This is a genomic window from Marinobacter sp. es.042, from assembly GCF_900188315.1.
GTDB lineage: Bacteria > Pseudomonadota > Gammaproteobacteria > Pseudomonadales > Oleiphilaceae > Marinobacter.
This window is the reverse complement of record NZ_LT897781.1, coordinates 1,861,912-1,874,073: the sequence shown is the minus strand read 5'-3', so window position 1 is coordinate 1,874,073 and position 12,162 is coordinate 1,861,912. Positions and strand designations below refer to the sequence as shown.

The following is a 12,162-nucleotide window of genomic DNA, read 5'->3' as shown; positions in this document are numbered from 1 at the left end:
TTCGTTGGTCCCCGCCGCATCCCGACATCACAGGAAACTTCATGGATCAGTTCAGGAACATTGGTGTAATTGGCCGAATGGGCAGTGTGAAAGTGGTTGAATCACTGCGCCAGCTCAAACAGTACCTGATCACCAACAATTACCACGTCATTCTTGAAGAAGACACAGCCAGCATGCTGCCAGGGCATGGCCTGCAGGTGGCCAGCAAAAAGCTTCTGGGCGAAATCTGTGATCTGGTCATCGTGGTTGGCGGGGATGGCAGCCTTCTGGGCGCCGCCCGGGAGTTGGCCAAGTCCAAGATTCCCCTGCTTGGGGTAAACCGTGGGCGGTTGGGCTTCCTGACTGACATCTCGCCGTCCGATCTTGAGGAACGCCTGGGCAAGGTTCTGGAAGGCGAGTACATGGAGGAGACGCGGTTCCTGCTGGATGGCAATGTTGAGCGCAACGGCCAGCCCCTGGGGTTTGGTACGGCCCTGAACGATGTCGTACTGCATCCCGGTAAATCCACCCGGATGATTGGCTTTGACCTCTTCATCGACGGCCATTTCGTGTACAGCCAGCGTTCGGATGGCCTGATTGTCTCTACGCCGACCGGGTCTACCGCCTATTCGCTGTCTGCCGGTGGTCCGATCATGCACCCGAAGCTGGACGCCATTGTTCTGGTGCCCATGTTTCCCCACACTCTCAGTAGCCGGCCGATCGTTGTCGATGGCAAGAGTGAGATCAAACTGGTGATCGGGGAGACCAATGAAACCTATCCGCAAATAAGCTTTGACGGCCAGATGAACATTGCCTGCGCTCCGGGCGATATCATTCGCATTACCAAAAAGCCGTTCAAGATCCGTTTGATTCACCCCACAGACCATAATTTCTACGCCACCTGCCGTGACAAGCTTGGCTGGGCTAGTGAAATATCAGCGAGTTGATCATGGCTGCGACAAAATCGACCGCAAACCGCGGTTACGACATCATTGGCGACATTCACGGCTGTGCCAATACTCTGGCCCGATTGCTGGACCAGATGGGGTATCGGAAGATCAACGGGGTCTACCAGCACCCCCGTCGTCAGGCGATCTTCATCGGCGATATCATTGATCGTGGCCCACGCATCCGTGAAGCCCTGCACCTTGTGCGCGATATGGTGGAACTTGGTTCGGCCCGAATTGTCATGGGCAACCATGAGTACAATGCCCTGGGGTACTGCACGCGGGCGCGCCCGGGCAGCGGCAAAACCTTCCTGCGCGAGCACAACGCGCGTCACGACCGCCTGATCCGCGAGACTCTCGAGCAGTTCGAAGCGCACCCCTACGAGTGGAATGAGTTTCTCGAGTGGTTCTACACCATACCTCTGTTCATCGACGACGAGGATTTCCGCGTTGTGCACGCGTGTTGGGATGGCGACCTGATCGAGAAATTCAAGCAGTCGCAGGGTGGTTCGTGCATTGATGAGGATTTCCTGCACGCCTCTGCCGCCATCGAGTCTTTTGCCGGGCAGGTCATGGATACCCTTTTGAGGGGGACGGATTTGCGGCTTCCCCGGGGAATGACCATTACCGGTCGGGATGGCTATGTGCGCGAGTTTTTCCGAACCAAGTTCTGGGCCGACGACCCTCATACCTATGCCGATGTTGTCTTCCAGCCGGACCCGTTGCCACCGGAAGTGGCAAGTCGGGTATTGACGGAAAGCGAGCGTAAACAGCTGATCAGTTATCCTCTTGATGCGCCTCCGGTCTTTGTCGGGCATTACTGGATGGAAGGCGAACCGGCGCCGCTCAAATCCAATGTCGCCTGCATCGACTACAGTGCCGTGAAGTACGGGCGGTTGGTCGCTTACCGAATGGATGGTGAGCGGGCACTTTCCCGGGACAAATTTGTCTGGGTTGATGTGGAAAGACCGGAGCAATCGGATTATCCCAATAGCGAGGACAGTCTTGCACGCTAGACCGAGCGTTGTGGCTGAATCATTTCCGGAGGCGGAGTAAGCGGTGTACCGAGTCAAGCAATTGGATACCACGGTAAACCTGGCGGGCTTCAGCCGTTGGCTGAACGGCCAGGGTGTGACCCACCGCATCACGGAAGAGGGCGGGTTCCAGGTGCTCTGGCTGGAAGATCCCGCCCATGCGGAACCCGTGCTCTCGGCCCTTGACCGTTTTATGGCGGAACCGGAAATCAGGGAAGCGGTGGATCGTCAGAACCGCTCGCCGGTGTTTGTTGGTGGCCGCTGGCAACCTTCTCCGCGTCATGCGCCGCTGGTGCTTGGGATTATCGTGTTTGCCGTAGCCATGGTCTGGCTCACGGCCATGGGGCAGAATGAGCTGGCGGCCAGCCTGATGGTGATCGACCCCCGGGATTTCGACTGGAGCACCATGGCCGGCCGCATTGAAGCGCTGACAGCGACGCTGGCAAGCGGCCAGGTCTGGCGGCTGCTGACGCCGGATTTTCTGCACTTCAGCTGGACCCACATCATTTTCAATTCGGTCATGCTCTGGTTTCTGGGTAGCCAGATCGAGTGGTTTGATGGTCGCGCCCGGCTAATCACGCTGTTTGTGATCACCAGCCTGATTTCCAACGGCCTGCAGTATTTTGTCTCGGGCCCGCTGTTCGGTGGGCTATCGGGAGTGGTGTATGGGATTCTGGGCTATTGTTGGCTCAGCCAGCGATCGGCACCGAGGTTTCAGTTTCCACCTGCGTTGGTAACCTTTGCCGTTGCGTGGATGGTCATCGGGTTTACCCCGCTGCCGGAAATGATCGGGCTCGGGCGTATGGCCAACGAGGCGCACCTGGGTGGGTTTGTTGCCGGCCTGGCCCTTGCGGTGGTTTTGCCCGTAAGAGGCAGAAGGGGCGCATAAAAAAGCCCCGCCAGAGGCGGGGCATTAAAAGAGCTTTTAGCTCCTGATGAGAGAGACCAAATGATACGACCGTCGTCATTTGGTGAAGTAATGATAATCATTATCGTTTGATGCTGTCAAACGGTTCCGCCATATTTTTAATGAACGTTTTTTCAGGAGAGCGGGATGACTTACGAAGAACTGATCGAGCGACTGGATCCCAATGTCTACCGGAGCCTCCGGCAGTCAATTGAACTCGGCAAATGGCCTGATGGCCGAAAACTGACGCCCGAACAGCGTGAAATCAGCCTGGAAGCGGTGATCTACTACGAGAACCTTCACAACATTCCTGAAGAAGAGCGTACTGGCTACCTGGATCGGGGCAGCAAAGCCGGTACCGCCTGCGATCCTTCGGTGCAGCGCAAGCAGGATAAAGACGATATGGACCCCAGCCAGTTTGTCGAGGTCAAGTCTTGAGCGAACTGATTGATGTCACCGGCCGGCTCCGGAAAATGCCGGCGGAGGCCGGAAACCCGGTGGCCTATTCCATTGCCGTTGGCGATACCCGTATCCCTCTGAATGATCTGATCGGCAGGCCTTTGCGCCTGGATTTTGATGGCGTGATTCGCTGTATCCATTGCGACAGGAAAACCAACAAAAGCTTTAATCAGGGCTTTTGTTACCCCTGTTTCCGCAAGCTTGCCGCTTGTGACAGCTGCATCATGAGTCCGGAGAAGTGCCACTATCATCTTGGTACCTGCCGTGAGCCCGAGTGGGGTGAAACCCATTGCATGGTGGAGCATGTGGTGTACCTTGCGAACTCGTCGGGTCTCAAGGTTGGTATTACCCGGGCTTCCCAGGTGCCAACACGGTGGATTGACCAGGGGGCTGTTGACGCTATCCCGATGGTGCGAGTTGCAACGCGATACCTCGCAGGCCTTGTGGAAGTTGCCTGTAAGGCTCACGTCGCCGATCGGACCAACTGGCGGGCCATGCTCAAGGGCGATGTCCCGGAACTCGATCTGGTGGATGAGCGGCAGCGGATGCTTGGGCTGATATCCGACGACCTTGAGTCGCTCAGGCAGGCCCACGGTCAGGACTCCATTCGGGAAGTTGACGAGCAGGGGCTTGGCCTGAGCTATCCTGTCCAGGTCTGGCCAGCCAAGATCAAAACCCATAACCTCGACAAATCGCCGGAAGTCGAGGGCGTACTTGAGGGCATCAAGGGGCAGTACCTTATTCTGGATACCGGTGTGATCAATATTCGGAAGTTCACCGGTTATGAAGTCCGCTTCCGGGTCATGGAAGGCTGATAGCGCCTTTCCCGGCAAATCTTGTCATGCCTGTGGGTACTGTATGCCAGTGCCCGCCGGCCGCGAATTCTGGAGAAAACCCATGCGTACCAGCCAGCCACAAACCATTTATCTGAGCGATTACAAGGTACCTGCGTATCTGGTCGACACTGTAGACCTGCGATTTGAGCTTTTTGAGGATGGCGCGCGGGTGCACAGCACCCTCGAACTCCGCCGGAACCCAGAATCGGATGAGACGGCGGCGCCTCTGGAGCTCGATGGTGACAGCCTGACTCTCGAATCCGTCGCTCTGAACGGCGCTGAGCTGGCCGCGGGTGATTATGAAGATCGGGGCGATCAATTGGTGGTTCGCTCGGTGCCGGAACAGTTCACTTTGACGGTCGTCACCTGGATCGAGCCACAGAACAATACCCGTCTGGAAGGGCTTTACAAGTCCTCGAGCATGTTCTGCACCCAGTGCGAGGCTGAAGGGTTCCGCTGCATCACATTCTTCCCGGACCGCCCGGACGTGATGGCGCGTTTCCGCACTCGCATAGAAGCCAACAAGGACGCCTATCCGGTTCTCCTCTCCAATGGTAATGACGTTGAAAAAGGCGAGCTGGAAAACGGCCGTCATTTTGTTACCTGGGAAGATCCGTTCCCCAAGCCCTGTTACCTCTTCGCCCTGGTGGCCGGAGATCTGGTTGAGAAACGGGACACGTTTTCCACGTGCTCTGGCCGCGACATCGATCTGCGCATGTATGTGGAGCCCCGCAACGCCGAGAAATGCGATCACGCCATGGACTCGCTGAAGCGTTCCATGCGCTGGGATGAGGAAGTCTATGGTCGTGAATACGACCTCGATATTTTCATGATTGTGGCGGTAGACGACTTCAACATGGGCGCCATGGAGAACAAGGGGCTCAACATCTTCAACTCGTCCTGTGTTCTGGCCAGCCAGGAAACCGCTACGGACATGGCGTTCCAGCGCATTGAAGCCATCGTCGCCCACGAATATTTCCACAACTGGTCAGGTAACCGGGTCACCTGCCGCGACTGGTTCCAGCTCAGCCTGAAAGAGGGCTTTACCGTTTTCCGGGATTCCCAGTTCTCGGCAGACATGGGTTCGCCGACTGTGAAGCGGATTGAGGATGTCACGCTGCTGCGTACCGCCCAGTTTGCTGAAGACGGAGGCCCGATGTCGCATCCGGTGCGGCCGGCTTCCTACATGGAAATCTCCAACTTCTACACCCTGACCATTTATGAGAAAGGTGCAGAGGTCGTACGCATGATCCATACCCTGCTGGGGCCGGACATGTTCCGCAAGGGCAGTGACCTGTATTTCGAGCGCCACGATGGCCAGGCCGTCACAACCGATGATTTTGTAAAAGCCATGGAGGATGCCTCCGGTCGGGATCTGAGTCAGTTCCGTCTGTGGTACGAACAGGCCGGCACGCCGGTGTTGGCCATTTCGGACGATTTTGACGCGGAGACAGGCGTGTACCGCCTGACCATTGAGCAAAGCATTCCGGATACCCCGGGCCAGACCAACAAAAAGCCCCAGCACATCCCGTTTGCGCTGGGTCTGCTTGGGCAGGATGGCCAGCCCCTGCCGTTGCAGCTTGAATCCGGAGATTCGGGTGCGCCGACGGAGCGGGTGCTTGAGCTGACCGAAGCCGTCCACACTTTCGAATTCCATGGCGTCGAATCCAGACCCGTGCCATCACTTTTGCGGCACTTCTCCGCGCCGGTTCGGGTTCGCTACAACTGGAGCCGAGAACAGCTGCTCTTCCTGATGAGCCATGATCCGGACGGGTTCAATCGTTGGGATGCGGGTCAGAGACTGGCGGTCGATGTTATTCAATCGCTGGTTAATGCGCCCGATGATGCCGAGATTGACCCGAGACTGGTTGAGGCCTATCGCAAGCTGATTTCCGACGCCGATCTTGACCAGGCACTGGTTGCGAAAATGCTGCAGCTGCCATCTGAAGCCTACCTGATTGAACTGACAGACAAGGCCGATGTGCCGGCTATCCATCGTGCTCGCGAGGCCGTGCTGCGGCATCTGGCGGGTGCCCTGAAAGGCGAGTTGCTGGGCTGTTACCAGCGGCATCAGGGCAGTGGCCCTTACGAGGTGACACCGGAAGCTATTGCCCGCCGTAGCCTGCGCAACACCGCGCTGGCCTGGCTGCTTATGATTGATGATGAGGAAGGTCGGAGTCTGGCTGTCAGTCAGTTGAACGCCGCTGACAATATGACCGATCGCATGGGTGCCTTGCGAGCACTGGTCAATTCAGGCTTTGAGTCTGATCGCCAGGAGGCGCTGGACGACTTTTACAATCGGTTCCAGGACGACCCCCAGGTTGTTGAGCAATGGTTCTCCGTCCAGGCGGCGAGTGATCAGGCCGGGCAGCTCTCTGATATCCACAAGCTTCTGGAGCATCCGGCGTTCGACTGGAAAAACCCCAACAAGATCCGGTCTGTGGTTGGCGCGTTTGCGGGCCAGAATCTGGCAGCTTTCCATAATCCGGACGGATCCGGTTACCAGTTCCTTGCCGATCAGGTGTGCCGCCTGGACGACAGCAATCCGCAGATTGCCGCGCGTCTGGTAACGCCACTGACCCGTTGGAGAAAGTTTGCGCCCTCGTACAGCGACCGCATGAAATCGGCCCTGGAGCGTATCCGGGACAAAGCCGGATTGTCCCGGGATGTCTACGAGGTAGTGCACAAGAGCCTTGCCGATTGAAGTCAGATACAAAATCGCACTTTCGGTCGATAGACTTTAGTCTGGGATCGGTTAATCTGGAATAAGGTCTGTAATTCCATCAGACGACAATAAAAAAGCCTCCAAAGAGGCTTCCAGACGCACTGAAGGTTTCACAATGATGTATAACAAAAATGCGATTCTCGGCGGCCTCTTGGCTCTCTCCGTGGCATCAGCGCCTGCGTGGGCGGCTGTGTCAGCAAGTGAAGCGGCCCGTCTGGGTCAGGAGTTGACACCCTTTGGCTCGCCCAAGGCCGGCAACAGCGCCGGAACCATTCCGGCCTGGACCGGAGGCTTGACAGAGCCGCCTCCCGGCTATGAGGGAAGCGGCCAGCACCACATCAATCCTTTTCCGGATGACGAAGTCCTGTTTACCATCACGCCAGCCAACATGGATCAGTACGGGGAGTACCTTACTGATGGTGTGAAGGCGTTGCTGGAAACCTACCCGACAACGTTCCGCGTGCCCGTTTATCAGTCCCGTCGTACCCATGCGGTTCCCGATTGGGTGGCTGAGAATACTCGGGAAAACGCTGTGAACGCAGAAATTGTTGGGCAGGGCGAAGGCCTGGATGGCGCGTTTGGCGGCTACCCGTTCCCGATTCTGCATGGCAATGACGAGCAGAAAGCCTGGCAGGCGGTGTGGAACCATCTGACACGCTGGCGCGGTGTGTCTGTAACCCGGCGCTCCAGTGAGGTGGCGGTCCAGACCAACGGTGACTATTCGCTGGTTACCTCCCAGCAGGAAGCCTTCTTCAATTACTACAACCCGGAAGGCGGTGAAGAAGATCTGGATAACGTGATCTTCTACTACCTGTCGTTTACCCAATCACCACCCCGCCTGGCCGGTGGTGCCATCCTGATCCACGAAACCCTTAACCAGATCATCAATCCGCGGAATGGCTGGGGTTATAACGCCGGGCAGCGTCGCGTGCGACGGGCGCCAAACCTTGGTTACGATTCGCCGATTGCAGCGGCCGACAACCTTCGTACCGCAGACGATACCGATATCTTCAACGGGGCTCTGGACCGCTATAACTGGAATTACGAGGGCAAGCGGGAGATCTACATCCCCTACAACAACTACCGGATTGGTGAAAAAGGTCTTCCTTACGAGGAAATCCTGGGTATCTCACACCTGAATCCGGACCTTACCCGCTGGGAGCTCCACCGCGTTCATGTGGTTGAAGCCACGCTGAAAGACGGGGAGCGCCATATCTACGGCAAACGTCGGTTCTATATTGACGAGGATAGCTGGAACACCGTTCTATTGGATCAGTACGACGGTCGTGGCGAGCTCTGGCGCGTAACCATGGGCCTGCCCAAAAATTATTATGAACTTCCGGGTGTGTGGACGGTTCTTGACGTCTATCATGACCTACAGGCCCGTCGTTATCATGTGCTCGGTCTGGATACGGAAGAGCCAAATACCCGCGTGTTCACCGACGAGGTCCCGAACAAGCGTTACTTCTCGCCGGCCTCCCTGCGCCGCAGGAGTGTTCGCTAACGCGCTGTTGGCTGAGGGATGCGTCCCCCCGCCCACAGGAAGTGGCGACCCGACATACCGGCAATCGTAAGGTTGCCGGTATGTTCACAGTTATTCCCGGCTTTGCCGGTCAGAGACACAGTTCAATACAACATAATAGGCAATCTGAATGGCTAAAAGGTTGATGTGCAAGACTCTGGGCGCTGCCTGCCTTGGACTTTCCATGGTCTGGTCTGCCCCTGCAGCGTTTGCGCTTGCAGATATCATCGAAACCCCGGCCCGGCCGACGGATCTGGCCCCGGACAATCTTCTCACCGATGCGACCCGGGTTGGGGATCGCATTGTGGCTGTGGGAGAGCGCGGCCATATCATCTATTCGGACGATGAGGGGAAAAGCTGGGTTCAGGGTGAAGTCCCTGTTTCTGTGACCCTGACAGCGATCGATTTTGGCTCCGACACCCATGGCTGGGCAGTTGGCCACAGTGGTGTTGTGTTGCATACCAGTGATGCCGGGGCAACCTGGAGCCTTCAGATTGACGGTATCCGGGCCATGGAACTGGCCATTGAGAGCCGGGAAGAGCAGATTGCGGCCATGGAGGCGCGCATCGAAGAAGCGCCCGAAGAGGAAAAAGAAGATCTCGAGTGGGCGCTGGACGACCTCTACTTCGCCCTTGAGAACATTCAGGCGGATATGGATATTGGTCCGGTCAACCCGTTGCTGGATGTCTGGTTTGAAAACGAGAACCGTGGTTTTGTGGTTGGCGCCTACGGCATGTTCCTGCGCACGATGGACGGCGGTGAGACCTGGAAAGACTGGGCGCCAAGAATTGATAACCGGCAGAACTTTCACCTTAACGGCATCACCCGAATCACGGGCGGCGCCCTCGTTGTTGTCGGTGAGGCCGGTCAGATACATGTTTCCGTTGACGGGGGAGAGGCTTTTGAGCGCCGTGAGGCACCCTATGAGGGGTCCCTGTTCGGTGTGATCGGTACGGGTCAGGTGAACGAGATTCTCGCTTTTGGCCTTCGGGGTAACATGCTGTTTTCCTCGGATCTGGGCAAAAGCTGGCGTATGGTTCCCAATTCGGCCGGAACTACACTCAACGACGGTGTCGTTGCCGATGACGGCCGTATTACCCTGGTGGGTAATAGTGGTGCTGTACTGATGAGCACGAACGGCGCAGAAACTTTCCGCGAGCATTTCCGCAGTGATCGTGAAGGTGTCATGAGTGCGGTGCCTATCTCAGGAACAGACCTGCTGATTGTCGGCGAAGGTGGCGCAAAAATTACAGACGCCCGTGGCAGAAACCTTCAATAACGCCCTGATGTGGCAACAACCGAACGAACAATAGAGGGGCTTTTGAATGTCCAACCCTAAGCACGACAAGGGCGAGCACTACCTGACCACGCCCAAGGCGGAACCCTTTCTCGAAAGGCTGATCTTCAATAATCGGCCGATCATTCTGATAGTTTTTGCAGCGTTGACGCTTTTTCTCGGGTACAACGCCGTCAAGATTCAGCCCGATGCCAGTTTCGAGCGCATGATTCCGCTCGAGCACCCGTACATCGTAAATATGCTTGATCACCGGGACGACCTGGAGAATCTCGGTAACTTCGTTCGTATCGCCGTTGAGTCAAAAGAGGGCGATATTTTTACCCAGGAGTACATGGAAACCCTGAAGCAGATCACTGACGAGGTTTTCTATCTCAATGGTGTGGATCGCTCTGGCCTGAAATCTCTCTGGACGTCGAACGTCCGCTGGGTTGAGGTTACCGAGCAGGGTTTCCAGGGTGGTACTGTGATACCGGACGGCTATGACGGCTCCCGGGAAAGCCTCGAAAAACTTCGTCAGAACGTTCTGCGTTCGAACGAAGTGGGGCGCCTGATCTCTGACAACTTCCAATCAACAATTGTTTATGCGCCGCTGTACGAGAAGAACCCGGAAACCGGTGAAGCCCTGGACTACGCCCAATTTTCCCGTCAGCTTGAAGAAAAGATTCGGGACAAGTACCAGGAGCAGAATCCGAATATCCAGATTCATATCGTCGGCTTTGCCAAGAAGGTCGGTGATCTGATTGAGGGGATAGGTTCTATCGCTTGGTTTGCCGGGATCACAATCCTCCTGACCACGCTGCTATTGTTCTGGTACTCACGGGCTATTGCGGGAACCCTGGTTCCAGTATTCACATCGATCGTCGCCGTGTTCCTGCAGCTGGGTACTCTTCGGCTTCTGGGCTATGGTCTGGACCCATACTCGGTTCTGGTGCCATTCCTGGTATTCGCCATCGGCATCAGTCACGGTGTGCAGATCGTGAATGCCATGGCTGTCGAAGCGGCCAAGGGCTTCGACGCAGTGACCGCAGCTCGTCTGGCTTTCCGCGCTCTGTACATACCGGGCATGCTGGCTCTGATTTCAGACGCCTTCGGTTTCCTGACCCTGTTCTTTATCGAGATCGACGTTATTCGCGATCTGGCCGTTGCCGCAGGTATTGGTGTGGCTTTCGTGATCTTTACCAACCTGGTGTTGCATGTACTGATTATGTCCTATGTCGGTATCTCCAAGGGTGGTATCCGTCATGTGCAGAATCATGGCGAAAAACAGGATCGTAAATGGCGTCTTTTGTCGTACTTCTCTCATCCAGGCGTAGCGCCGATCTCGTTGTTGATTGCTGTAATGGGCCTCGGACTCGGCCTTTATTACAAGCAGGACCTCAAGATCGGTGACTTGGATCAGGGTGCGCCAGAGCTTCGTGCAGATTCTCGTTATAACAAGGACAACGCCTACATCATCAATAACTACTCAACCAGTGCAGATGTATTGGTGGTGATGGTTAAAACGCCGGAAGAGCAGTGCACTCAATACAATGTGCTGCGTGCGATGGATTCCCTGCAATGGGAGCTTCAGAACACACCGGGCGTACAATCATCTGTTTCTTTGGCTGATGTTTCCAAGATGGTCACCAAGGCGTTGAACGAGGGCAACTGGAAGTGGTTCGAGATTTCGCGTAACCAGACCATCATCAATGCCTCCATTCGTGAGGCTCCTGCTGGGCTGATTAATACCGACTGTAGTCTGACGCCTGTGCTGGTCTTCCTTGAGGATCACAAAGCGGAAACCCTGGAGACCGTCGTTGAGCGGGTGGAAGATTTCGCCCAGAATAACAGCAGCGAGGAACACAGGTTCCTGTTAGCAGCGGGTAACGCTGGTGTCGAGGCTGCTACCAACGAGGTTATCTCCGGCGCTAAGGATAAGATGCTGATCCTCGTCTACAGCGTGGTGAGTTTACTGTGCTTCGCGACATTCCGTTCCATTCGTGCCGTGCTGTGTATCGTGATACCTCTGGGGCTGACTTCGGTCCTTTGTGAGGCAATCATGGCGGTATCGGGCATTGGCATCAAAGTGGCCACCCTGCCGGTGATTGCCCTCGGGGTTGGTATCGGTGTCGACTACGGCATCTATATCTACAGCAAGCTTGAGCAATACCTGCTGGAAGGCAAGACCCTTCAGGACGCGTACTATGAAACCCTGCGCTCGACGGGCAAGGCCGTTATGTTTACTGGCGTGACCCTGGGTCTGGGCGTTGTTACCTGGATATTCTCGCCGATCAAGTTCCAGGCTGACATGGGCTTCCTGCTGTTCTTCATGTTCCTCTGGAATATGGTGGGGGCTATCTGGCTGTTGCCGGCTTTGGCCCGGTTCCTGCTGCGGCCGGATCAGATGCTCGCCAAGGCCCGAGCTGCGAAATAACATTCGCACCGACCTGCAAAAAAGCCCGCACTGCGGGCTTTTT

At 56.2% G+C, this 12,162-nt stretch carries 9 protein-coding genes; all 9 read left to right on the top strand.

All coding sequences use genetic code 11. The features are described 5' to 3' along the window. The first annotated feature begins 41 nt into the window (after positions 1 to 41). The 9 genes from CFB02_RS08810 (at position 42) to CFB02_RS08770 (ending at position 12,119) form a co-directional block, all read left to right on the top strand. Positions 42 to 926 carry an NAD(+) kinase gene (locus CFB02_RS08810; protein WP_008170512.1) on the top strand — a complete coding sequence of 295 codons (885 nt, stop codon included), beginning with the start codon at positions 42 to 44 and terminating at the stop codon, positions 924 to 926. Between the two features lie 2 nt (positions 927 to 928). Next, positions 929 to 1,942, top strand: a complete 1,014-nt coding sequence (locus tag CFB02_RS08805; protein ID WP_088557699.1) for a metallophosphoesterase — start codon at positions 929 to 931, stop codon at positions 1,940 to 1,942. A gap of 43 nt (positions 1,943 to 1,985) precedes the next feature. Then, on the top strand, positions 1,986 to 2,849 hold the full coding sequence (locus CFB02_RS08800) for a rhomboid family intramembrane serine protease (protein WP_088557698.1): 864 nt from the start codon (positions 1,986 to 1,988) through the stop codon (positions 2,847 to 2,849). Between the two features lie 165 nt (positions 2,850 to 3,014). Continuing rightward, complete coding sequence (locus CFB02_RS08795) at positions 3,015 to 3,305, top strand: YeaC family protein (protein ID WP_008170505.1); 291 nt, start codon at positions 3,015 to 3,017, stop codon at positions 3,303 to 3,305. After that, complete coding sequence (locus tag CFB02_RS08790; RefSeq protein ID WP_008170503.1) at positions 3,302 to 4,141, top strand: DUF2797 domain-containing protein; 840 nt, start codon at positions 3,302 to 3,304, stop codon at positions 4,139 to 4,141. Before CFB02_RS08795 ends, CFB02_RS08790 begins: the two co-directional genes overlap by 4 nt. Positions 4,142 to 4,223: 82 nt before the next feature. Beyond that, positions 4,224 to 6,866: an aminopeptidase N gene (gene pepN, locus CFB02_RS08785; protein WP_088557697.1), complete on the top strand. Its 2,643-nt coding sequence runs from the start codon at positions 4,224 to 4,226 to the stop codon at positions 6,864 to 6,866. 136 nt (positions 6,867 to 7,002) lie between these two features. Next, positions 7,003 to 8,391 (top strand): DUF1329 domain-containing protein, encoded by a 1,389-nt coding sequence (locus CFB02_RS08780; RefSeq protein ID WP_014576536.1) that lies wholly within the window; start codon positions 7,003 to 7,005, stop codon positions 8,389 to 8,391. A 148-nt stretch (positions 8,392 to 8,539) separates the two neighbouring features. Next, entirely contained in the window at positions 8,540 to 9,688 is a 1,149-nt protein-coding gene (locus CFB02_RS08775; protein WP_227519369.1) for a WD40/YVTN/BNR-like repeat-containing protein, read from the top strand. A gap of 46 nt (positions 9,689 to 9,734) precedes the next feature. Beyond that, the gene (locus CFB02_RS08770) at positions 9,735 to 12,119 is read left to right on the top strand and encodes an efflux RND transporter permease subunit (RefSeq protein ID WP_088557695.1); all 2,385 of its coding nucleotides are present in this window, start codon (positions 9,735 to 9,737) and stop codon (positions 12,117 to 12,119) included. Positions 12,120 to 12,162: the final 43 nt, after the last annotated feature.

What these genes read in the sequence shown, in the direction of transcription:
- CFB02_RS08810 (WP_008170512.1), top strand. Translation starts at nt 42, where the DNA reads ATGGATCAGTTCAGGAACATTGGTGTAATTGGCCGAATGGGCAGTGTG.
- CFB02_RS08805 (WP_088557699.1), top strand. Translation starts at nt 929, where the DNA reads ATGGCTGCGACAAAATCGACCGCAAACCGCGGTTACGACATCATTGGC.
- CFB02_RS08795 (WP_008170505.1), top strand. Translation starts at nt 3,015, where the DNA reads ATGACTTACGAAGAACTGATCGAGCGACTGGATCCCAATGTCTACCGG.
- pepN (WP_088557697.1), top strand. Translation starts at nt 4,224, where the DNA reads ATGCGTACCAGCCAGCCACAAACCATTTATCTGAGCGATTACAAGGTA.
- CFB02_RS08780 (WP_014576536.1), top strand. Translation starts at nt 7,003, where the DNA reads ATGATGTATAACAAAAATGCGATTCTCGGCGGCCTCTTGGCTCTCTCC.
- CFB02_RS08775 (WP_227519369.1), top strand. Translation starts at nt 8,540, where the DNA reads ATGGCTAAAAGGTTGATGTGCAAGACTCTGGGCGCTGCCTGCCTTGGA.
- CFB02_RS08770 (WP_088557695.1), top strand. Translation starts at nt 9,735, where the DNA reads ATGTCCAACCCTAAGCACGACAAGGGCGAGCACTACCTGACCACGCCC.